This is a genomic window from Abyssisolibacter sp. ZYX002 (assembly GCF_056892235.1).
In genome coordinates this window covers 15877-37449 of the sequence record NZ_JARMXH010000005.1, presented here as the reverse complement: position 1 = coordinate 37449, position 21573 = coordinate 15877, and the positions used below count along the sequence as shown (strand labels likewise).

The following is a 21573-nucleotide window of genomic DNA, read 5'->3' as shown; positions in this document are numbered from 1 at the left end:
AATATGATTTCTTTATGATAAGGAGGATATAAATGAACAGACCTATAAGAGTATTAGTTTCAAAGCCAGGGCTTGATGGTCATGATAGAGGAGCAAAAGTAATAGCTAGAGCATTAAGAGATGCTGGTATGGAAGTTATATATACAGGTTTAAGACAAACACCAGAGCAGATAGTGTCTGCAGCAATACAAGAAGACGTTGATGTTGTAGCGATGAGTATACTATCTGGAGCTCATAATCATCTTTTTCCAAAGGTAATGCAATTGTTAGAGCAAAATGGAGTAGATGATGTGTTAGTAATTGGTGGTGGAGTTATACCAGATGAAGATATACCAGGTTTGAAAGAAGTAGGAATAGCAGAGATATTTACGCCTGGAACACCAACAACTACAACAATAGAATTTATTAAAGAGAACGTGAAAAGAGCAGAATAATTCTTAACTGGTGGAGAGAATATGGATATTGAAAAAAGGCTTTTACAAGGAGATAAGAGGGCATGTGCTCGTCTTATCTCACTGTTTGAAAACGAAAATAAAAAAGCAATAGATATAGTGAAAAGAAATTACAGCAAAACTGGAAATGCTCATGTTATAGGAATAACAGGTCCACCTGGAGGTGGTAAGAGCACACTGACAGATAAATTAGCCAAAGAGCTGAGGAGAAGAGGAAAAAAAGTAGGTATAATAGCAGTTGATCCTACAAGTCCATTTAGTGGGGGAGCTATATTAGGAGATAGAATTAGGATGTCTGACTTAGCTTTAGACAGTGAGGTTTTCATAAGAAGTATGGGAACAAGAGGCTATCTAGGTGGACTCTCAAAAGCTACGCAAGGTGCTGTGAAGATATTAGATATATTTGGAATGGACTATATATTTGTAGAAACAGTAGGAGTAGGTCAATCAGAAGTAGACATAGTTAAGACAGCAGATACAGTAGTTATGGTAATGGTACCTGGACTTGGAGATGATATACAAGCTATCAAGGCAGGGGTTATGGAAATAGGAGATGTTTTTGCTGTTAATAAAAGTGATTTACATGGAGCAGATAAAACAGCTAGAGAGATTCAAACTGTCCTCGATTTTTCAAGTAAAGATAGAAGAGTTCCAGTAGTAAAAGTGACAGCTAGACTTAATGAGGGGATAAGTGACTTATTAGACGAGATAATAAGTCATATGAAGTATATGAAAGAAAGCGGAGAAATAAACATACGAAGAAAAAAGAATGCCAGAACAGAAATAATAAGCATGGTAGAAAGAGAACTATTAAATATAATAATGGCTAGAGCAACAGAAAATAACTTATTAGAAACTATTACAAATGATGTAGCAAGTAGGAAACTTGATCCATATAGCGCGAAGGATGAAATTTTGAGTATTTTAGAAAAATAATATATTGGGAGGATTTTATATGGTAATGAAAGTTGATCATATAGGGATAGCAGTAAAAAGTTTAGAAGAGACACTTGATTTTTACACAAAAGTATTAGGCTTAGAGTTACAAGATACAGAAATAGTAGAAGAGCAAAAAGTAAAAGTTGCATTTTTGCCAATAGGAGATACAGAGCTAGAACTATTAGAATCAACACAAGATGATGGCCCTATTGCAAAATACATTGAGAAAAAAGGTCAAGGAATGCAACATATAGCATTTAGAGTAGATGATATAGAAAAAGCAATTCAAGACATGATAGACAAAGGCATAAGAATGATAGATGAAAAACCAAGATATGGAGCAGGCGGAGCTAAAATAGCCTTCTGTCATCCAAAAAGCACAAATGGTGTTTTAGTAGAACTTTGTCAGAGAGATTAGTTTTGAAGGAGGAAGATGTATGTCAAGTGCTAAAATAGATGGGCTACGAGAGTTAAAGTCGAAAATTAAGCTTGGTGGTGGCGAGGAGAGTATAAAGAAACAACATGAAAGAGGCAAATTAACAGCAAGAGAAAGAATAGAGGCTTTATTAGATAATGAAAGCTTTATAGAGATAGATGCTTTTGTAACACATAGGTGTACAAATTTTGGGATGGAAAAGAAAAAAGCACCTGGAGAAGGTGTAGTAACAGGATATGGAACAATAGATGGAAGATTAGTGTATGTATATGCTCAAGATTTTACTGTAATAGGTGGATCTCTAGGAGAAATGCATGCTGCTAAGATAGCAAAAGTTCAAGAAATGGCATTAAAAGTTGGAGTACCTTTAATAGGCATAAACGATTCAGGTGGAGCAAGAATCCAAGAAGGAGTAGATGCATTAGGTGGATATGGTAAGATTTTTTACAACAACACTATTGCATCAGGAGTAATACCTCAGTTATCAGTAATATTAGGACCGTGTGCAGGAGGAGCAGTTTATTCTCCAGCATTGACAGATTTTATATTCATGGTTGAAAATACAAGCAAAATGTTTATAACAGGCCCACAAGTAATAAAAACAGTAACAGGAGAAGAAGTATCAGCAGAAGAACTAGGTGGAGCTATGACACACAATCAAACAAGTGGAGTTGCGCACTTTATTGATTCAACTGAACAAGAGTGTATAGATAGAATCAAATTATTACTTAGCTTCCTACCTTCAAATAACTTAGAAGATGCTCCTGTATTTGATTCAGAAGATAACATGAACAGAATAGAAGAGAGATTAAACGACATAGTACCAGAAAATCCTAACAAAGCCTACGATATGAAGGAAATAATCAATTTATTAGCGGATAATGGTGAATTCTTAGAATACCAACCATACTTTGCTAAAAATATAATAACAGGTTTTATTAGGTTGAACGGAAAGTCAGTAGGAGTCATAGCAAATCAACCAAAATACTTAGCAGGATGTTTAGATATCAATGCATCAGATAAATCAAGTAGGTTTATCAGAACGTGTGATTCATTTAATATACCAATACTTAATTTGATAGATGTACCAGGATTTTTACCTGGAACCAATCAAGAATATGGCGGAATAATAAGACATGGTGCAAAGATGCTGTATGCATATAGTGAGGCAACAGTTCCTAAAGTGTCAGTAATCATAAGAAAAGCGTATGGAGGATCATATCTAGCTATGTGTAGTAAAGAGCTTGGTGCAGATATGGTATTATCTTGGCCTAATGCAGAGATAGCGGTTATGGGGCCAGAAGGCGCAGCAAATATTATATTTAGAAAAGATATAAAAGAAGCAGATGATCCAGTGCTTGCAAGAGGAGAAAAGATTAAAGAGTATAGAGAGGCAGTTGCAAACCCATATGTGGCGGCATCAAGAGGATATGTAGATGATGTAATAGAGCCTTCGTCAACAAGAAAGAGAATAATCAGTGCTTTTGATATGCTTTCAACAAAGAGACAAGTATTACCATCAAAAAAACATGGAAATATACCACTATAGATTGTCTTTAGAAAGCTAAAAAAGAGAGGTGAATTAATTGTTAGGCAAAATTATGAAAGAAGGGCTAAACGTAACACTTTTGAGTATGGGCGTAGTATTTTTTGCATTAATATTGATTTCTTTTATGATTGATCTTATTAAGGTTGCTATAGCTAACAAAAAGAAAGAAGAAATAAAGCCAGAAGTTACAAATGATACTGTTATAGAAGAAGCAAATAACTATAGTGACGATGAAGAGTTAGTTGCAGTAATTTCAGCGGCGGTAGCATCAATGATGGATACATCAATAGATAATATTACAATCAGAAATATAAAAAGGGTTCCTCAGACAACAGGAGTTTGGGGCAAGATGGGAAGACAAGAACAGATATACAATTAGTATGAGTCATATTGTTTATTTTAAGGGAGGAAATACAACATGAAAAAGTTTATGATTACAGTTAATGGTAATAGCTATGAGGTAGAAGTAGAAGAAATAAGCTCATCAAATAACGATACAGTACCTATGTCTACGCCTTCAGTACCACAAAGAAAAGCTCCAGTGAAAGTTGCGTCTACGCCAAAAAAGGTAGCACCAAAACCAGCGCCAGCAGGAGCTAATTCGGTAAAAGCTGAAATGCCAGGAACTATACTGGATATAAAAGTTTCAGAGGGAGATGCAGTAAAGGCAGGAGATGTTTTACTTATACTAGAAGCGATGAAAATGGAAAACGAGATATTAGCACTAGCTGACGGAGTAGTAGCATCTATAAATGTTGCAAAAGGAGCTTCAGTAAAAACAGGTGACCCACTGGTTACAATGAAATAATGACAAAGAAGGAAAGCGAGGCTAGACAATATGGAAGTACTAAGTAAATTTTGGACGAGTTCAGGTTTTTATAGCCTTACAGTTGGTGGACATCATAAAAATATAATAATGATAGTTATAGCATGTTTTCTATTATATTTGGCAATAAAGAAAGAATTTGAGCCTCTTTTACTCTTACCAATAGCTTTTGGAATGTTATTGGTTAACTTACCACTAGGTGGACTGATGAGTGAACCAATACTTGAATCAGTTCAAGATAAAGTAACAGGTGATATGGTTACACATACGAAACAAGTTGGAGGGCTGCTTTATTATTTATATCAAGGTGTGAAGCTGGGAATTTATCCACCTATAATTTTCCTTTGTGTAGGAGCAATGACTGACTTTGGCCCATTGATAGCTAATCCAAGAAGTTTACTGTTAGGAGCAGCAGCACAATTTGGCATATTCTTTGCGTTTATAGGAGCTTTAATTATAGGAATAATATTTCCTTCAATTGGAATAGACTCATTAGCAGCAGCATGTATTGGTATTATAGGAGGAGCAGATGGACCTACAGCTTTATTTCTAACGTCTAGATTGAAACCAGAACTGCTCGGGCCTATTGCAGTAGCAGCATATTCATATATGGCATTAGTGCCAATAATACAACCACCAATAATGAGAGCACTTACAAAACCTGAAGACAGAAAAATAAAAATGGATCAGCTAAGAGAAGTTTCAAAAAAAGAAAAGATAATATTTCCGATTGCAGTAACACTTTTCACTGTATTGCTATTACCTTCAGCAGCTCCATTACTTGGAATGTTGATGTTTGGTAACTTGATGAAAGAATCTGGGGTAGTAGACAGACTTACAAAGACAGCAGAGACCGATTTATGTAACATAGTTACAATATTTTTAGGTTTGACAGTTGGTGCAACAGCTAACGCTGAAATATTCTTAACATGGAAAACTATAGCAATTATAGTAATGGGATTGGTAGCATTTTGTGTGGGAACAGCAACAGGAGTTATATTTGGAAACATAATGTGCAGATTATCAAAAGGTAAGATCAATCCACTAATAGGAGCGGCGGGAGTTTCAGCAGTGCCTATGGCAGCTAGAGTAGTACACAGAGTAGGACAAGAAGAAAATAGAGCAAACTATCTTATGATGCATGCTATGGGACCAAATGTGGCTGGAGTTATAGGGTCAGCAGTAGCGGCAGGAATATTATTAAAGATATTTGGAAGTTAAATAAATGAAAATGATGTATTAAGGAATGTCGTTAGACATTCCTTTCAGACCGTAGACAAAAGCCCAATTTCTGCGTTGTTGTTAAAATTTCCGTTGCTCACTTACCTCTAAGTAAGCTCTGCTACTCAATTTTAACACGCCTTGAAATTGAACTTTTACTAAAGTCTGCTATCTTGATGACTTTGTCATCAATCTATAAGGAATGTCGTTAGACATTCCTTTTTTAGTTTAAATTTATAAAAAATTAATAAAAATATAATGTAAAATTAAACATTATAAGTTAAATGTTACAAAATCATGTGAATTGCTATTGTTGTGGAGTACAAAACATTATTATAAAATGCACAAAAATGCATGAGATTAATAAATATACAAAATTAACAAAAATTATTAAATTAATGTAATAAATTTTAAAAAAAATACACACTTGCTATATAATTACAATATACAATTCCAGCTATATTATAGTTTCAAATGACAATATACAAAACATAAAAAATGGAGGTAATAAAATGAAAAAATTAGTGAAAAAAAATACAAAAGCAACATTAATAGTTAACGAAGTTTCAAGCGGATGTATGTGTGGAAGAGATATATTTGAGAGAGCAGATAATGGTGCAGGTCCAAGATTCTAATAACATAATATAAATACTGGAGGGGAAGAATCGTGAAAAAATTGATAAAAAGAAAAAAAGTAGAAAATCTAACAGTTAATTCATACGTGTGTCACTGTATTTGTCCTTACAATTTTAAAGAGACAGCTGATGAAAGTGCTGGAGGAAAGTTCTACTAATTTTATATATGGAGGTATATAAAATGAAAAAATTAGCGAAAAGAATTAAAATAATGACTATGGAGATTAATAGCATAAATAGATGTATGTGTCATTGTGATAAAACATTTGACAGGTCCGAAGGACAGGAGGCTATGACAACAGATTTTTAGTGTAAAGTTTAAGAAATATTAATAAAATTATTGCTGGAATTGTATTACTTAAACCCTTATTGTCAATAGGGGTTTTTTGTTTACTTATAATAGTGTGATATAATGTAAATACACTAGCCTAATTATCATAGAAAACCATATATCACATCGTTCTAATTACAATGCTTCCTTACTTTTTCACCGTACTATAGAAAAATTGTAAATTAGAAAACTACAACGTATTTATCAAAGTTTCATGAGCAATTCAGGCTAAGTAATAAAAGAGGTGAATCTTATGGAAAATTCAAATTACGAGAGAGCCATATTTGCAGGAGGTTGTTTTTGGTGTATGGTTTCACCATTTGATGTATTAGACGGAATAATAAGAGTAGAATCTGGATACATAGGAGGACAAATAACTGACCCAACATATGAAGATGTTAAATCTCAAAATTCAGGACATTATGAGGCTATAATGATAACATTTGATACAGAGAAGATTGACTACCAAAAGCTACTAAAAGTTTACTGGATGCAAATAGATCCAACAGATGAAAATGGTCAATTCCATGACAGAGGACCATCATATAGATCGGCTATTTTTTATATAACAGAAAGACAAAAACAGCTAGCTCACGAATCAAGACAAAAACTTGAAGATATGAAGAAATTTGATAAACCAATAGTGACAAAAATACTACCAGTAAGTAAATTTTATCCAGCAGAAGAATATCACCAACATTTTTATAAAAAGAATCCAGTGGAATATAAAGAAGACAGAAAAATATCAGGGAGAGATGAATTTATAAAAAAGTATTGGAATGATGAATTTTGGAAGCTATTTGAAGAATAATTACAATATAAAAAGGCATATATAAAGTAGTAGTTGGATATATGCTTTTTTAGTGTACAAATATTGTGTAAAAATTTTTATTATTTACAAATATAAAATATTTTTTCTAGAAGTTAGGCAAAAGGCTCGTGGATACAATTTTAGTTTAAAGTATATAATTCATAGGTAACGTAGAGTATTATAACTAACTACAAATTAAATGAAAGGGGGATATTAAATGAAAAAACTGAATAAAAGAACAAGAATAAATACATTAGGTTCTTATATTATTTTCCCATGTGATTGTGTATGTCCATTCTCATCAAAAAACAGAGAACTTGAAGAGATAAGTAATTTCAATTTTAGACATAAAATACACTATTAATAAACAACTTATTAAATTTGAGTGTCGAATAATTAATAGGCTTAATATATAATAGAGTAGATTATAAGAGCTACTCTATTTTTATTTATATAATGTACTTTTTAAATCGTCAATTTTTATTTCAAAGAGAGCATTAAAGTAAATTTTGTATAATTCAAACTAAATGGAACAAATTTACAAATGAAAATATCGTACTTGTAACTAGGTATTTATTATATAAATCGGGTGAAAGGAGGGATAATTATGAAAAAATTAATAAAGAGAAATAACATTAACTTAGAAACTTATAATAGCATCAATTGCCCATGTATTTGTCCTGTAAGTTATTATGACTCACGTGATATTAGTATATATCATCCAATGAGATGGTAAAGACAATTGAAGAAGTATAAAAAATAAGAAGTGGAGGTGAACATTATTAAAAAATTAACTAAGAAAAATTATAAGACATCTATACTATTTAGTAATGGTAATTGTGTATGTATGTGTCCAATGGATGAAAAAATGTTGTGGGATTTGAGTGCTAGTTGGGGTTATAGATTTGCATAGTATAAAACCAGACTTACTCAAATAATATCGAGAAAAAAACAAATTAACGCGTTGTTATATGAACATGATAGGCTATAATATTATAAAATGAATGAACTTTAAGAGATGTATAGTACCATTAAAACAAATCCTTAAAATTTAACAAACTGCTATAAAAAACCTTAATAACACCAGAAATAAAATCTTATCACTATTCCAAATAATAAATTAATATTGTGATTAATAAAATAGTTTTCTAACTGACAAATTTTAGCTAGATTACTTGCTTTGTTGTGCTTAAATAATTTATTAAGAGCTAAAGGAAAAGAATAATTCTATTTTATTTTTAATCTATATAAATATAAGATGGTAATAGCTTAATATTCATTACGAATTTCACAAAAGATAGTTTATTAATATATATTAGGGATTTATCTATTAAAAATAATTAAAAATTCGCAACGAGGGTTAAAATAAACGGCTTAGTTATATATAATGTTATTTCATGAATTTAGATAGTATAGATGATTTAAATTCGTGGCGTTTAGTTAATAGAGCAAGTAATATATAAACTATTACAATAAATAAAGATGTTGTAGGAAACAAAAGACGACTGTATTTGTAACAAATTACATGAAAGGTAATCAAAAAATTATTAAAGGAGGATTAATATGAAAAAATTGATGAAGAAATTAAGCGCAAATACAGTTAATAGTAACGCTCAATGTTATTGCGTATGTTTAATAAATTCAGATACAAGTAGAATAGAAAAGTACTATGCAATGCATGATGAATATTAATAAAAGTAGTATTGTCCGTTCTAGTTTAGAAAATTAAGTATGATTATGAATACAAAAAAGGAGTATTTCATGGAATACTCCTTTTTTATGTATAAAAAATCATATTAATTTCAGACCAAAATACAGGTTATCGTGAATATTATGCAAATTAGAAGAATAATATATATACATACAATTAGAACTAGGTACTAAAACTTAATATAAGTAGTTGACAAAACAAAAAATATAGACTATACTTTGAGTATCAAAATAATTAATACAAATTTTAATCTAGAAATTAGATAGAAATTTGGAGGTGAGAAATTTAGTGCAAGCAGATAAAATAAAAGAGATAATAAAGCTTATAGATAATACAGATATTAATATATTAGAGCTTGAGACAGAAGGGCTGAAGCTTAAATTACAAAAAAATGCAAACACTGTACTTATGCAAGATGATAAAAAAGATGACAGTAATCATAATATTAATAATATAGAAGTTACTAAAGAAAAGAATGATAAAGCAAATAACATAAAATATAAAGAAGTCAAATCGCCAATAGTTGGTACGTTTTATAGTTCACCAAGTCCAGATTCGCCACCATTTATAAAAGTAGGAAATAAAGTAAAAAAAGGTGATGTGCTATGTATTATAGAGGCAATGAAAGTCATGAATGAAATACAGGCAGATGAAGATGGAGAGGTACTAGAAATAGTAGCAGAGAATGAATCTATGGTCGAATATGGAGAAGTTTTGATTAAGATAGTCTAGGAGGCAGTTATGTTTAGTAAAGTATTGATTGCAAATAGAGGTGAAATTGCAGTTAGAATTATAAGAGCATGTAGGGAAATGAGAATACAAACAGTAGCAGTTTATTCAGAGGCAGATAAAGAATCTCTACATGTACAATTAGCAGATGAGGCCTATTGTATAGGGCCAGCTGTAGCCACTAAAAGCTATCTAGACATGAAAAACATTCTAAGCATAGCGGTGTTGACAAATGTAGATGCAATCCATCCTGGATTTGGTTTTTTATCTGAGAATCCGACATTTGCAAAAATGTGTAGAGAATGCAACATAGTATTTATAGGACCAAGCCATGACATAATATCTCAGATGGGTAATAAATCCTGCGCTAGAGACATAATGAAGCAAATAGGAGTGCCTGTAGTTCCTGGTTCAGAAGGGGTAATAGATACTGCTAAAGAGGCAATAACAGTTGCAGATAAAATCGGATATCCTGTTATGTTAAAGGCTTCCGCTGGTGGAGGCGGTAGAGGAATGAGAATAGTACACCAAAAAAATGATATAGAGCGTATGTTTAAAACAGCTAGGAGTGAAGCACTTTCGGCATTTGGTGATGGTACAATGTATGTAGAAAAATTTATAGAAAACCCTAGACATATTGAATTTCAGATATTAGCAGATAATTATGGTAATATAATACACTTAGGAGAAAGAGACTGCACAGTTCAAAGAAGGAATCAAAAAGTATTAGAAGAAGCTCCTTCTAGAATAATATCTAATGAGCTAAGAGAAAAAATGGGGAAAGATGCAGTGTTAGCAGCTAGTGCAGTGAAATATCAAAATGCAGGAACAGTCGAATTTCTTTTAGATAAAAATGGTGATTATTATTTCATAGAAATGAATACTAGAATACAAGTAGAACATCCAGTTACAGAGTTAATAACAGGAATAGATATAGTTAAAGAGCAGATCAAGATAGCATGTGGAGATGTACTAAGATACACACAAGAAGATGTAAATTTTACAGGTCATGCTATAGAGTGCAGAATAAATGCCGAAGATCCAGATAATGGGTTTATGCCTTGTCCTGGCGTGATAGATGTATTAAACATACCAGGAGGTAATGGTGTAAGGATGGATACATCCATATATCAAGGGTATAAAGTACCATCATCCTACGATTCAATGCTAGGAAAATTGATAGTGCACGGAGAAGATAGAGATAGTGCTATTCTAAAAATGAAAAGAGCATTAGATGAGTTTGTAATAGAGGGTATAAAAACTAACATACATTTTCAATATAAAATACTTTCAAATGAGATGTTTGAAAATAGCCAATATGATACAGGATTTATTGACTATATATTAGTGTAGAAATGTGGTGCAAAAATGTTAAATAAAATTTTCAAAAAAAATAAATATAGTTCTATGAATATTACAAATATGGACAAAAGAAGAGAAGAAACAAAAGTTCCTGATGGAATGTGGGAAAAATGTAAAAAATGTGGAATCATGATTTATAAAGACAACCTTAAAGCTCAACAGATGGTTTGCGCCTCTTGCAATAATCATATGAGAATGTCGGCAAGAGATAGAATAGATAGTATACTTGATAAAAATAGTTTCATAGAGCTTGATAGTGATATGAATAGTGTAAATCCATTGGAGTTTAATGGCTACAAAGAAAAAGTTCAAAAATCAAAAGAAAAATCAAAAATAAACGAAGCAGTAATAACAGGTCAAGGGACAATAGACAATAATGCTACCATAATATGTGTTATGGATTCAAACTTCATGATGGGAAGTATGGGTTCGGTAGTAGGAGAAAAACTTACTAGAGCAATAGAGGTTGCTACAGAAAACAGGCTTCCAGTGATTATATTTAGTGCATCAGGTGGAGCAAGAATGCAAGAAGGAATTTTTTCTTTAATGCAAATGGTCAAAACTAGCGCTGCATTATCAAGGCATAATCAAGCAGGGCTATTATATATATCAGTGCTAACAGATCCAACGACAGGAGGAGTATCTGCAAGTTTTGCAATGCAGGGAGATATAATTTTAGCAGAACCAGGTGCTGTAATTGGTTTTGCAGGTAGAAGAGTTATAGAGCAGACGATAAGACAAAAACTACCTGAAGAATTTCAAACATCTGAGTTTTTGCTTGAGCATGGATTTATAGACAAAATAGTGCTAAGAAAAGATATGAGAAAAACATTAGCACAAATCATAGCCATGCACAAGGAGGTGTTGTAACTTGGGTTTAGACAGTGAAACTAAAGTAATAAAGCTAGAAAAAAAAATATGTGAGTTAAAAGATTTTTCTAAGGCAGAAAATATAGATTTATCTACAGAAATAAAGATACTGCAAAGCAAAATAGATATATTTAAAAATGAGATATACACTAATTTAACGCCTTGGGATAAAGTAAAATTATCTAGACTTCAAGATAGACCAACATCGCTAGATTATATAAACAATGTATTTAGTACATTTATAGAGCTTCATGGAGATAGAACCTATGGAGATGATCCTTCAATAGTAGGAGGGTTGGCATTGCTTGAAGATATAGTAGTAACAGTAATAGGTCAACAAAAAGGCAAAAACACAAAAGATAATATATATAGAAATTTTGGGATGCCACATCCTGAAGGATACAGAAAAGCTCTTAGGCTTATGAAACAAGCGCAGAAGTTTAAAAGACCAATAATATGTTTTATAGATACACCAGGAGCATACTGTGGTATTGGTGCCGAAGAAAGATGTCAAGGAGAAGCAATAGCTAGAAATCTAATAGAAATGGCAAACATAGATGTACCAATAATATCAATAGTGATAGGAGAAGGTGGAAGTGGTGGAGCGCTAGCATTAAGTGTGAGTGATGAAATTTGGATGCTAGAGCATTCAATATATTCTATACTATCACCAGAAGGTTTCGCTAGTATACTATGGAAAGATAGTCAAAGAGCAGAAGAGGCATCAAAAATTATGAAAATTACAGCAGAGGATTTAAAACAATTTGGGATAATAGACAAAATCATCAAAGAGCCATTAGGTGGCGTTCATAAAAATCCAATAGAGTGCTATAGTGAGATAAAAAGTTTATTGATAGAGACAATTAATAGGCTTAATAGTATGAATAAAATTACACTGACAAGCAAACGATATGAAAAGTATAGAGCTATAGGAGAATTTATGTTAGGATATAATTAACATAAATAATGGAGTTGGTGTAATATGAATAAACAACATAGTATAATAAATGATATTCTAGTAGAATTGTTTAATGATATCCTCAATATAGAAGAAATAAGTGTCAATTCAATAGGATATGGAGATTTATCAATAACAGAGATTCATACAATAGATGCAGTAGGTATTGAAGAACCAAAAACTATGACTACAATAGCTAACAAATTAAAAATAACAGTTGGAACATTGTCAATTTCAATAAACAGACTAGTAAAAAAAGGATACGCTTTAAGAAAAAGATTTGAAGAAGACAAAAGAGTAGTATTAGTTTCGCTAACAGAGAAAGGTAGAGAAGTTTTTAATGACCATAAACTATTTCATAATAAAATGATTGAAAAATTGACATCAGATTTGAAAATACATGAAGATAAGATACTAATAAAATCGTTAGAAAACTTAAGAGAGTTTTTTAAGGATTATTTACCGCAGTCATAAATTAACAGATAAATTTGATTGAAGGTTATGTATATCATAAATTAGCACCAACTATTAAAAGTATATACTATTAACTAGAAATAAAAGGGGATGATATAAAAATGAGCTATGTGAGTATTGTAGGAACAGGTAGTTATGTACCAACAAAGGTAGTTACAAACAATGACCTAGAGAAAATAGTAGATACAAATGATGAATGGATAAAAACAAGAACAGGAATACACACTAGAAGAATGTCTGAAGGAGAAAATACTTCTGATTTAGCACTCAAAGCAGCCGAGGAAGCTTTAAAAGATGCTGACATGAGTGGAGAAGATATTGATCTTATAATAGTTGCAACAGTTACACAAGATACATTTACACCATCTGTTGCATGTATAGTTCAATCTAAAATAGGAGCCAATAAAGCTACATGTTTTGATATAACAGCAGGATGCACAGGATTTGTTTATGCATTAAATATAGCAAAGCAATTTCTAGAGACAGGTAAATGTAAAAATGCTCTAGTAATTGGAGCAGAAGTTTTATCTAAGGTTACAAATTGGGAAGATAGAAATACCTGTGTGTTATTTGGAGATGGTTCTGGAGCAGCTGTACTAAGAGCAGGTGAGCAAGAAGGAATTATCTCAACATATACAGGATCAAAAGGAGACGAAAACAGATATTTAGAAATAAAAGCTGTTCAGGTAAATAATCCTTTTATGCAAGAAATCTCAAACAATAATCCAAGCTTAATAAAAATGAATGGAAAAGAAATATTTAAATTTGCAACAAAGATAATACGAAAATCCTTAAAAAACGTCATAGAAGATACAGGATATAGCTTAGATGATGTCAAATATATAGTTCCACATCAGGCTAATCACAGAATAATTGAACACGTAGCACATAAAACTAATATGGATATAGATAGATATTATATGAATATCGACAAATATGGAAACACATCCTCGGCTAGTATAGCAATAGCACTAGACGAAATGAATAAAAAAGGTTTATTAGAGAAAAATGATAAAGTCATATTAGTTGGTTTTGGTGGTGGATTAACATGGGGATCAATATTCATAAATTGGGTTAAATAATAAAAATTAAATTTAAAAATCGAGGAGGATAACAAATGATATTTGAAAAAGTAAAAGAAATATTAATGAATGAGTTAGATGTAGAAGAGGTAAAATTAGAGAGTAAAATTCAAGAAGATTTAGAGGCAGATTCATTAGATATGGTAGAGGTAGTTATGGCAATAGAAGATGAATTTGACATAGAAATACCAGACGAAGATACAACTGATATAGTAACAGTAAAAGATATAGTAGACTATATCCAAAACAAAAAATAATATGACAAAATTATAAGCTTAATGTTTTATTTTTCCCCTTTGGGTTGTTTCAGTAAACCAAATCACTAGATTTGAAGAATGAAACAACCCCTTATAACATACAGGAATATTCTTAAATTGGAGGAGGGTAACCCTTGAAATTAAAAATATGTGAATTACTTAATATAGAGTATCCAATTATCCAAGGAGGAATGGCTTGGATATCAGATGCATGTTTAGCGGCAGCAGTTTCAAATGCTGGGGGATTAGGAGTGATAGCTGCAGGTAATGCACCTTTAGATATAGTAAGAGATGAAATAAGAATGGCTAAGAAGCTTACAGATAAACCGTTTGGTGTAAATCTAATGCTACTAAGTCCATATGCACAGGAAATAGCTCATATGCTAGTAGAAGAAGATGTAAAGGTAGTCATAACAGGAGCAGGAAACCCCGGTAAGTATATAAAAATGTGGAAAGAAAAAGGAATAGTTGTTATGCCAGTAGTTGCTTCAAAAGCATTAGCAATAAGAATGCAAAGAAGTGGAGCAGATGCAGTTATAGCAGAAGGAATGGAGTCAGGTGGACATGTAGGAAAGATAACAACAATGGCATTAATACCACAGGTAGCAGACAGTGTAGAGATACCAGTTATAGGAGCTGGTGGTATAGCAGATGGTAGAGGAATGGCAGCGGCTATTGCATTGGGAGCAGATGGAGTTCAAATAGGAACAAGGTTTTTAGTAGCAAAAGAATGTCCAGTTCATGAAAATTACAAACAAAAAGTTTTAAAGGCAAAGGATACAGATACACAAGTTACAGGTAGAAAGACAGGACATCCGGTAAGGATATTAAAAAATAAATTTGCAAAAGAATATACAAAGCTAGAAAAAGAGAATGTAGGGTTAGAACAGTTAGAGGAATTTGGAGTAGGAAAACTACACCTAGCAGCAATAAAAGGTGATATAGACAACGGTTCAGTAATGGCAGGACAATGCGCAGGACTTATAAATAAAGCTCAAAGTGCAAAAGAAATAATACAGGAGATTTATAGTGAGACAATAGAGCTATTTAAAAATATTGAAAAGGAGAGGTCTACATGGGGAAAATAGCCTTTATTTTTTCAGGGCAAGGAGCTCAATACTCAGGAATGGGAAAAGAATTTTATGAAAACTATGAAGAAAGCAAAAATATATATGAAAGAGCAAGCAAAGTATTAGGTTACGATATAGCAAAAATGTGCATAGAAGGAACACAGGAAGAATTAAACAAAACAGAAAATACTCAGCCTGCAATACTAACAACTAGCGTAGCAATATTAGAAATATTAAAGAAAAAAGGTATAAAAGCTGATGTGGTTGCAGGTCTTAGTTTGGGAGAATATAGTGCATTAGTAGCATCAGAATCACTAGAATTTGAAGAAGCAGTTAGTTTAGTGAGAAAACGTGGTAAGTATATGCAAGAAGCTGTGCCACAAGGGAAAGGCACAATGGCAGCAATCATAGGGCTGGATAAAGATGACGTAAATAAAATCTGCGAAGATGTTAAGGAAATTGGTATAGCTGAAATATCTAATCTAAACTGTCCAGGACAGATAGTAATAGGTGGAGAAACAGAATCTATTTTAAAAGCTATGGAATTGTCTAAGGAAGCAGGGGCAAAAAAAGTAATAAAGTTAAAAGTAAGCGCTCCATTCCATACATCTATGCTAAAGCCAGCGTCAGACAAATTAAATGAAGAGCTAGAGAATGTAGAAATAAAAGAGTTAAAACTACCAGTAGTATCAAATGTAACAGCTGATTATGTAATAGACAAAAATAATGTAAAAGAATTGCTTACAAAACAAGTAATGAAATCAGTATTGTGGGAAGACTCTATCAAAAAAATGATAAAAGATGGAGTAGATACATTTATAGAAATAGGACCAGGGAATGTATTAAAAGGCTTCAATAGAAAAATAGACAAAAAAGTTACATCATTGAATATAGAAGATATTAAATCACTTAACAAGACAATAGAAAAATTGGAGGAAATAGTATGTTAACAAATAAAACAGCCATTATAACAGGAGCTAGTAGAGGGATAGGAAAAGCTATAGCTATAAAATTAGCTAGTATGAATGCTAATGTAGTTGTTAACTATAATTCAAATTTAGATGAAGCAAAAGAAGTTGTAGATGAAATAATTAAGGAAGGCGGAAATGCAATTGCCGTTAAAGGAAATGTAAGCAATTTCGACGAAGCCAAAAGAATTATAGATGAAGCAAAAGACAAATTCGGTAGTGTTGATATATTAGTTAACAATGCTGGTATAACAAGAGATAACTTGATAATAAAAATGAAAGAAGAAGATTTTGATAGCGTAATAGCAACAAATTTAAAAGGATGCTTTAACTGCTGTAAACATGCTTCAAAGATTATGTTAAAACAAAGGTCAGGTAGTATTATAAACATATCGTCAGTTATAGGAATCACAGGAAATGCAGGTCAAAGTAATTATGCAGCTTCCAAAGCTGGAGTTATAGGGCTTACAAAATCATTAGCAAAAGAACTAGCTACAAGAGGGGTCACAGTTAATGCAGTTGCGCCAGGATTTATAGAAACAAAGATGACTGATAAACTAACTGATAAAATAAAAGATGCAATATTAGATATTATACCACTTAAAAGAATAGGAAAACCTGAGGACATTGCTAATGCGGTAGCCTTTTTAGCTTCTCAGGATGCAAACTATATAACAGGACAGGTTATAAATATAGACGGTGGAATGGTTATATAAGGAGGGATTATTTATGAAAAGAGTAGTAATAACAGGACTGGGAGTAATATCTTCATTAGGAAATAATGTAGAGTTATTTTGGGATAACATCAAGAATGGAGTATGTGGAATAGATTATATACAAAGCTATAATACAGAAGATAGTAATGTAAAAGTAGCTTCAGAGGTAAAAGATTTTAAGCCAGAAGATTTTATAGATAAGAAATCAGCTAAGAGGATGGACAGATTTTGTCAATTTGCAGTTTCAGCAGCTAAGCTTGCATATGATGATTCAGCGCTTGATAAAGAATTAGTTGATTCTGATAGAATGGGAGTAATACTTGGAAGCGGTATTGGAGGGATAAGAACAATAGAGTCCCAACATAGTGTGTTTCTAAAAAAAGGTGCTGGTAGAATTTCGCCATTTTATATACCTATGGCAATAAGTAACCTAGCAGCAGGGCAAATTGCGATAATGTTAGGAGCTAAGAATATATGTAATACTGTAGTAACAGCATGTGCATCAGGTACAAATGCAGTAGGAGAAGCATTTAGAGCAATTAAATATGGTAATGCAGATATTATGCTCACAGGAGGTAGTGATGCAAGTATAACTCCAATGACAGTAGCGGGTTTTGCTTCAATGAAAGCATTAAGCACATCAGAGGATCCAAAAAGAGCTTCAATACCATTTGATGTAGATAGAGATGGATTTGTAATAGGTGAAGGGGCAGGTATACTAATAATAGAAGAACTAGAGCATGCAAAAAAAAGAAATGCACGTATATATGCTGAAATAGTTGGTTACGGAGCAACATGCGATGCGTATCACATAACCGCACCAGCACCGGGAGGAGAAGGAGCAGCAAAAGCTATGAATTTAGCAATAAATGAGGCTGGAATCACTCCCAGAGAAGTATCTTATATAAATGCGCATGGAACTAGTACACCATATAATGATAAATTTGAAACGCAAGCTATAAAACAAGTATTTGGTCAAGATGCAGAAAAAGTAGCAGTTAGCTCAACAAAATCAATGACAGGACATTTACTTGGAGGAGCAGGAGCAATAGAAGCAGTAGTATGTAGTAAAGCATTAGATAATAGCTTTATTCCACCAACAATTGGCTTAGAAAAAGCTGATCCAGAATGTGATTTAGATTACATTGCAAAAGTAGGAAGAGAATCAGATATTAAATATGCAATGTCAAATTCGTTAGGATTTGGTGGACATAATGCAGCGTTGTTGTTCAAGAAGTGGGGTGAATAAAATGCTAGATAGCAATCAAATACAAGAAATTATACCACATAGATATCCATTTTTACTGATAGATAAGATAGAAGAGCTAGTACCGGGTAAAAAAGCAGTAGGATATAAATGTGTGACAGCAAATGAATATTTTTTCCTAGGGCATTTTCCAAAAGAGCATGTTATGCCAGGAGTATTAATAATAGAAGCACTTGCACAAACAGGTGCAGTTGCAATTCTTAGCCTAGAAGAAAATAAAGGTAAAATAGCGTACTTTGGTGGAATTAAGAAAGCCAAATTCAAAAGAAAAGTAAAACCAGGGGATGTTCTTAGACTAGAAACAGAGATAGTTAGAACAAAAGGACCAGTAGGCATAGGAAATGCTATAGCTTATGTAGGAGATGAAGTTGCTGTAGAAGCAGAGTTAATGTTTGCAATAGAAAAATAAAATGTACTAACAGCGAAAAGATGTTTTATATGACATCTTTTTGTTATATTTAAATTAAAATTTCAATACAACACCTATTTTGATTTGTTTAAAGTAAAGACAAGTGGTAAAATTTAAAAGAGGTTTAGAAAAGGGTGATTTTATGGATAAGTATATAGAAATGCTAAAATACAATATTGCAGGATTTTCCTTAGCACAATACATCTTCTTGATATATTTATTACTGATAAATTTAGTATGTTATTGCTTAATGAGTTATGATAAAATGAATTCAAAAAATAAACGTCAAAGAATAAGAGAATCAACATTTATAACACTATCTATTCTTGGCGGTGCAACAGGAGTACTTATAGGTATGGTTGTATTCAAGCACAAAACAAAAAAGAATAAATTTAGAATAGGTGTACCTATAATATATATAATAACTAGAATCTTAGAGACAATAATATTAATCTATTTAATCCCAAGTTTTGCTTAAGAAGGAGAATGAAAAATGAAAAACAGTATCTTGAATTTGTTAAAAAGAGAAGAAGATTTCATATCAGGTCAAAAAATCAGCGAAATGTTAGGTGTTAGTAGAACTGCAATATGGAAACATATCAATTCGCTTAGAAATGAAGGTTATGATATACAATCGGTGTCTAACAAAGGCTATAAACTGATTACATCGCCAGATATTTTGACATTATCAGAAATAAGACCTTATCTAAAAACAGCTTATATTGGGAGAAATATAGTACATTTAGATACAGTAGACTCTACAAATACAAAAGCAAAAGAAATAGCACAAGATATAAACATACAGGACGGTACTGTTATTATAAGCGAAGAACAAAAGATGGGTAAAGGTAGACTTGGTAGAGCGTGGGTATCACCAAAGCACAAAGGAATTTGGATGTCGTTAATACTTAAGCCAGACATAGCACCCTCAGATGCCGCTATAGTGACTCAGATAGGCGCAGCAGCCGTTTATGAAGCTATAAAGGATCTAGGGGTAGAGGCTTATATAAAGTGGCCTAATGATATAGTTATAAACAAGAAGAAGGTCTGTGGAATACTTACAGAAATGAATGCAGAACTTAGCCGAATTAATTACATAATAGTTGGTATAGGAATTAACGTAAATTTAGAAAAGGAAGAAATAGCTGAGGAAATAAAAAATGTTGCAACATCACTTAAAATAGAAGCAAAAAAACATGTAGCAAGAAAAGAAGTAATAGCTACAGTTTTAAATAACTTTGAAAAATATTATGAGAAATTTGTACAAGAAAATGATATAAAACAAGTAATAGATTTATGTAAACAAGCATCTATAGTGTTAGGAAGACAGATAAGTATTATTAGTAAGGGGAAGGAAATACCAGCAAAAGCTATAGATTTAAACCATAAAGGAGAATTAGTAGTAGAATACGAAGATGGAAAAAAAGAGAGTGTATTATCTGGGGAGGTTTCAATAAGGGGGTTTAATTGGTATGCATAACGGATACTTAACTGATGTAGAGGGTATATTAGTGGGCCATGCACAAAGCGATAGAGGCATGACAGGATGTACAGCCATAATATGTAAAGAAGGAGCAACGGCAGGAGTAGACGTAAGAGGGTCTGCTCCAGGGACCAGAGAAACAGACCTATTAAGACCAGAGAAACTAGTTGACAAAGTACATGGAATAATGCTTTCCGGTGGAAGTGCATTTGGACTAGATAGTGCAAGTGGAATGATGAAGTATCTAGAAGAAAGTGGTGTAGGTTTTGACGTAGGAGTAACAAAGGTACCTATAGTATGTAGTGCAGTTATATTTGATTTAATGATTGGGGATTATATGATTAGACCAGATTTTAAGATGGGCTACGAAGCATGTGATAAAGCATCAAATACACAAAGTGGACAAGGATCTATAGGAGCTGGTAAGGGTGCTACAGTGGGCAAGATATTAGGGCCAGTCAATGCCATGAAATCAGGGATAGGTAGCGCAAGTTTAAATATCGGAGATTTATGGGTATCAGCATTGATAGTTACAAATAGCTTTGGAGATGTATTTAATGGTAAAGGAGAAAAATTAGCAGGAGTATATGATTATGAAAATAACGTACATCTCAATACCTATGAGATAATGAAACAAAAAAAACAAATAGATGGCTTTCAAATGAAGAATACAACCATAGGAGTAGTAGCAACAAATGCTATACTAGATAAAGCAGGGGCAAACAAAGTTGCACAAATGGCTCACAACGGCCTTGCAAGAGCAATAAATCCAATACATACAATGTTTGATGGGGACACGTTATTTGCATTAGCTACAGGGAAAGTAAAAGCAGATATAAACTTAGTTGGAACAATGAGTGCAGATGTAGTAGCAAAAGCAGTAGAGAATTCAGTAAAATATGCTGAAAGTTATAAAAAGGTATTGAGTTATACAGATATAAACAAATTATAACAAAAATAATTTGAAATAATATAAAATAAAATTGATTTTACATTTAAAAATTGTTAAAATATGAT

The 21573-nt window shown here is 32.2% G+C and carries 29 protein-coding genes; all 29 read left to right on the top strand.

The genetic code is table 11. The features are described 5' to 3' along the window. Positions 1–32 precede the first annotated feature (32 nt). Positions 33–434 carry a cobalamin B12-binding domain-containing protein gene (locus P3X86_RS14705; RefSeq protein ID WP_483293470.1) on the top strand — a complete coding sequence of 134 codons (402 nt, stop codon included), beginning with the start codon at positions 33–35 and terminating at the stop codon, positions 432–434. A gap of 21 nt (positions 435–455) precedes the next feature. Beyond that, complete coding sequence (gene meaB, locus P3X86_RS14700; protein WP_483293469.1) at positions 456–1388, top strand: methylmalonyl Co-A mutase-associated GTPase MeaB; 933 nt, start codon at positions 456–458, stop codon at positions 1386–1388. 19 nt (positions 1389–1407) lie between these two features. Further along, positions 1408–1809, top strand: a complete 402-nt coding sequence (gene mce / locus P3X86_RS14695) for a methylmalonyl-CoA epimerase (protein ID WP_483293468.1) — start codon at positions 1408–1410, stop codon at positions 1807–1809. 19 nt (positions 1810–1828) lie between these two features. Further along, a complete protein-coding gene (locus tag P3X86_RS14690) occupies positions 1829–3376 on the top strand; it encodes an acyl-CoA carboxylase subunit beta (RefSeq protein WP_483293467.1) in 1548 nt (515 codons plus the stop codon). 37 nt (positions 3377–3413) lie between these two features. Next, positions 3414–3755, top strand: a complete 342-nt coding sequence (locus tag P3X86_RS14685; RefSeq protein ID WP_483293466.1) for an OadG family protein — start codon at positions 3414–3416, stop codon at positions 3753–3755. Positions 3756–3794: 39 nt separating this feature from the next. After that, on the top strand, positions 3795–4184 hold the full coding sequence (locus P3X86_RS14680; protein ID WP_483293465.1) for a biotin/lipoyl-containing protein: 390 nt from the start codon (positions 3795–3797) through the stop codon (positions 4182–4184). A 30-nt stretch (positions 4185–4214) separates the two neighbouring features. Next, entirely contained in the window at positions 4215–5423 is a 1209-nt protein-coding gene (locus tag P3X86_RS14675) for a sodium ion-translocating decarboxylase subunit beta (protein WP_483293464.1), read from the top strand. 512 nt (positions 5424–5935) lie between these two features. Next, entirely contained in the window at positions 5936–6058 is a 123-nt protein-coding gene (locus tag P3X86_RS14670) for a hypothetical protein (RefSeq protein ID WP_483293463.1), read from the top strand. Positions 6059–6090: 32 nt separating this feature from the next. Then, positions 6091–6216, top strand: coding sequence for a hypothetical protein (locus P3X86_RS14665; protein ID WP_483293462.1), 126 nt, complete (start codon positions 6091–6093; stop codon positions 6214–6216). 23 nt (positions 6217–6239) lie between these two features. After that, entirely contained in the window at positions 6240–6368 is a 129-nt protein-coding gene (locus P3X86_RS14660; RefSeq protein WP_483293461.1) for a hypothetical protein, read from the top strand. Positions 6369–6642: 274 nt separating this feature from the next. Further along, a complete protein-coding gene (gene msrA, locus P3X86_RS14655) occupies positions 6643–7200 on the top strand; it encodes a peptide-methionine (S)-S-oxide reductase MsrA (protein ID WP_483293460.1) in 558 nt (185 codons plus the stop codon). Positions 7201–7417: 217 nt separating this feature from the next. Beyond that, positions 7418–7564 (top strand): hypothetical protein, encoded by a 147-nt coding sequence (locus tag P3X86_RS14650; protein ID WP_483293459.1) that lies wholly within the window; start codon positions 7418–7420, stop codon positions 7562–7564. Between the two features lie 243 nt (positions 7565–7807). Continuing rightward, on the top strand, positions 7808–7936 hold the full coding sequence (locus P3X86_RS14645; RefSeq protein WP_483293458.1) for a hypothetical protein: 129 nt from the start codon (positions 7808–7810) through the stop codon (positions 7934–7936). An 827-nt stretch (positions 7937–8763) separates the two neighbouring features. Continuing rightward, entirely contained in the window at positions 8764–8892 is a 129-nt protein-coding gene (locus P3X86_RS14640) for a hypothetical protein (protein ID WP_483293457.1), read from the top strand. A 307-nt stretch (positions 8893–9199) separates the two neighbouring features. Beyond that, the gene (gene accB / locus P3X86_RS14635) at positions 9200–9643 is read left to right on the top strand and encodes an acetyl-CoA carboxylase biotin carboxyl carrier protein (protein ID WP_483293456.1); all 444 of its coding nucleotides are present in this window, start codon (positions 9200–9202) and stop codon (positions 9641–9643) included. Positions 9644–9652: 9 nt separating this feature from the next. Then, complete coding sequence (locus P3X86_RS14630) at positions 9653–10993, top strand: acetyl-CoA carboxylase biotin carboxylase subunit (protein WP_483293455.1); 1341 nt, start codon at positions 9653–9655, stop codon at positions 10991–10993. 15 nt (positions 10994–11008) lie between these two features. Continuing rightward, positions 11009–11872: an acetyl-CoA carboxylase, carboxyltransferase subunit beta gene (accD, locus tag P3X86_RS14625; protein WP_483293454.1), complete on the top strand. Its 864-nt coding sequence runs from the start codon at positions 11009–11011 to the stop codon at positions 11870–11872. A gap of 1 nt (position 11873) precedes the next feature. Continuing rightward, entirely contained in the window at positions 11874–12830 is a 957-nt protein-coding gene (locus P3X86_RS14620; protein ID WP_483293453.1) for an acetyl-CoA carboxylase carboxyltransferase subunit alpha, read from the top strand. A gap of 24 nt (positions 12831–12854) precedes the next feature. Then, a complete protein-coding gene (locus P3X86_RS14615; RefSeq protein WP_483293452.1) occupies positions 12855–13304 on the top strand; it encodes a MarR family winged helix-turn-helix transcriptional regulator in 450 nt (149 codons plus the stop codon). 101 nt (positions 13305–13405) lie between these two features. Further along, on the top strand, positions 13406–14386 hold the full coding sequence (locus P3X86_RS14610) for a beta-ketoacyl-ACP synthase III (RefSeq protein ID WP_483293451.1): 981 nt from the start codon (positions 13406–13408) through the stop codon (positions 14384–14386). A 35-nt stretch (positions 14387–14421) separates the two neighbouring features. Next, the gene (gene acpP / locus P3X86_RS14605) at positions 14422–14643 is read left to right on the top strand and encodes an acyl carrier protein (protein WP_483293450.1); all 222 of its coding nucleotides are present in this window, start codon (positions 14422–14424) and stop codon (positions 14641–14643) included. A 191-nt stretch (positions 14644–14834) separates the two neighbouring features. Next, a complete protein-coding gene (locus tag P3X86_RS14600; RefSeq protein WP_483293727.1) occupies positions 14835–15731 on the top strand; it encodes a nitronate monooxygenase in 897 nt (298 codons plus the stop codon). Beyond that, positions 15719–16663, top strand: coding sequence for an ACP S-malonyltransferase (fabD, locus tag P3X86_RS14595; protein WP_483293449.1), 945 nt, complete (start codon positions 15719–15721; stop codon positions 16661–16663). The genes P3X86_RS14600 and fabD overlap by 13 nt, the downstream gene beginning before the upstream one ends. After that, positions 16657–17397 (top strand): 3-oxoacyl-[acyl-carrier-protein] reductase, encoded by a 741-nt coding sequence (gene fabG / locus P3X86_RS14590; protein ID WP_483293448.1) that lies wholly within the window; start codon positions 16657–16659, stop codon positions 17395–17397. Before fabD ends, fabG begins: the two co-directional genes overlap by 7 nt. Before the next feature lie 13 nt (positions 17398–17410). Next, on the top strand, positions 17411–18646 hold the full coding sequence (gene fabF / locus P3X86_RS14585) for a beta-ketoacyl-ACP synthase II (protein ID WP_483293447.1): 1236 nt from the start codon (positions 17411–17413) through the stop codon (positions 18644–18646). Beyond that, positions 18639–19073 carry a 3-hydroxyacyl-ACP dehydratase FabZ gene (fabZ, locus tag P3X86_RS14580; RefSeq protein ID WP_483293726.1) on the top strand — a complete coding sequence of 145 codons (435 nt, stop codon included), beginning with the start codon at positions 18639–18641 and terminating at the stop codon, positions 19071–19073. The genes fabF and fabZ overlap by 8 nt, the downstream gene beginning before the upstream one ends. Positions 19074–19215: 142 nt before the next feature. Next, positions 19216–19551: a DUF1294 domain-containing protein gene (locus tag P3X86_RS14575; RefSeq protein ID WP_483293446.1), complete on the top strand. Its 336-nt coding sequence runs from the start codon at positions 19216–19218 to the stop codon at positions 19549–19551. A gap of 15 nt (positions 19552–19566) precedes the next feature. Beyond that, positions 19567–20553 carry a biotin--[acetyl-CoA-carboxylase] ligase gene (locus tag P3X86_RS14570; protein ID WP_483293445.1) on the top strand — a complete coding sequence of 329 codons (987 nt, stop codon included), beginning with the start codon at positions 19567–19569 and terminating at the stop codon, positions 20551–20553. Next, positions 20546–21508: a P1 family peptidase gene (locus P3X86_RS14565; protein ID WP_483293444.1), complete on the top strand. Its 963-nt coding sequence runs from the start codon at positions 20546–20548 to the stop codon at positions 21506–21508. The genes P3X86_RS14570 and P3X86_RS14565 overlap by 8 nt, the downstream gene beginning before the upstream one ends. Positions 21509–21573: the final 65 nt, after the last annotated feature.

What these genes read in the sequence shown, in the direction of transcription:
- P3X86_RS14705 (WP_483293470.1), top strand. Translation starts at nt 33, where the DNA reads ATGAACAGACCTATAAGAGTATTAGTTTCAAAGCCAGGGCTTGATGGT.
- meaB (WP_483293469.1), top strand. Translation starts at nt 456, where the DNA reads ATGGATATTGAAAAAAGGCTTTTACAAGGAGATAAGAGGGCATGTGCT.
- mce (WP_483293468.1), top strand. Translation starts at nt 1,408, where the DNA reads ATGGTAATGAAAGTTGATCATATAGGGATAGCAGTAAAAAGTTTAGAA.
- P3X86_RS14690 (WP_483293467.1), top strand. Translation starts at nt 1,829, where the DNA reads ATGTCAAGTGCTAAAATAGATGGGCTACGAGAGTTAAAGTCGAAAATT.
- P3X86_RS14680 (WP_483293465.1), top strand. Translation starts at nt 3,795, where the DNA reads ATGAAAAAGTTTATGATTACAGTTAATGGTAATAGCTATGAGGTAGAA.
- P3X86_RS14675 (WP_483293464.1), top strand. Translation starts at nt 4,215, where the DNA reads ATGGAAGTACTAAGTAAATTTTGGACGAGTTCAGGTTTTTATAGCCTT.
- P3X86_RS14670 (WP_483293463.1), top strand. Translation starts at nt 5,936, where the DNA reads ATGAAAAAATTAGTGAAAAAAAATACAAAAGCAACATTAATAGTTAAC.
- P3X86_RS14660 (WP_483293461.1), top strand. Translation starts at nt 6,240, where the DNA reads ATGAAAAAATTAGCGAAAAGAATTAAAATAATGACTATGGAGATTAAT.
- msrA (WP_483293460.1), top strand. Translation starts at nt 6,643, where the DNA reads ATGGAAAATTCAAATTACGAGAGAGCCATATTTGCAGGAGGTTGTTTT.
- P3X86_RS14650 (WP_483293459.1), top strand. Translation starts at nt 7,418, where the DNA reads ATGAAAAAACTGAATAAAAGAACAAGAATAAATACATTAGGTTCTTAT.
- P3X86_RS14645 (WP_483293458.1), top strand. Translation starts at nt 7,808, where the DNA reads ATGAAAAAATTAATAAAGAGAAATAACATTAACTTAGAAACTTATAAT.
- P3X86_RS14640 (WP_483293457.1), top strand. Translation starts at nt 8,764, where the DNA reads ATGAAAAAATTGATGAAGAAATTAAGCGCAAATACAGTTAATAGTAAC.
- P3X86_RS14630 (WP_483293455.1), top strand. Translation starts at nt 9,653, where the DNA reads ATGTTTAGTAAAGTATTGATTGCAAATAGAGGTGAAATTGCAGTTAGA.
- accD (WP_483293454.1), top strand. Translation starts at nt 11,009, where the DNA reads ATGTTAAATAAAATTTTCAAAAAAAATAAATATAGTTCTATGAATATT.
- P3X86_RS14615 (WP_483293452.1), top strand. Translation starts at nt 12,855, where the DNA reads ATGAATAAACAACATAGTATAATAAATGATATTCTAGTAGAATTGTTT.
- P3X86_RS14610 (WP_483293451.1), top strand. Translation starts at nt 13,406, where the DNA reads ATGAGCTATGTGAGTATTGTAGGAACAGGTAGTTATGTACCAACAAAG.
- acpP (WP_483293450.1), top strand. Translation starts at nt 14,422, where the DNA reads ATGATATTTGAAAAAGTAAAAGAAATATTAATGAATGAGTTAGATGTA.
- P3X86_RS14600 (WP_483293727.1), top strand. Translation starts at nt 14,835, where the DNA reads ATGGCTTGGATATCAGATGCATGTTTAGCGGCAGCAGTTTCAAATGCT.
- fabD (WP_483293449.1), top strand. Translation starts at nt 15,719, where the DNA reads ATGGGGAAAATAGCCTTTATTTTTTCAGGGCAAGGAGCTCAATACTCA.
- fabG (WP_483293448.1), top strand. Translation starts at nt 16,657, where the DNA reads ATGTTAACAAATAAAACAGCCATTATAACAGGAGCTAGTAGAGGGATA.
- fabF (WP_483293447.1), top strand. Translation starts at nt 17,411, where the DNA reads ATGAAAAGAGTAGTAATAACAGGACTGGGAGTAATATCTTCATTAGGA.
- P3X86_RS14575 (WP_483293446.1), top strand. Translation starts at nt 19,216, where the DNA reads ATGGATAAGTATATAGAAATGCTAAAATACAATATTGCAGGATTTTCC.
- P3X86_RS14570 (WP_483293445.1), top strand. Translation starts at nt 19,567, where the DNA reads ATGAAAAACAGTATCTTGAATTTGTTAAAAAGAGAAGAAGATTTCATA.
- P3X86_RS14565 (WP_483293444.1), top strand. Translation starts at nt 20,546, where the DNA reads ATGCATAACGGATACTTAACTGATGTAGAGGGTATATTAGTGGGCCAT.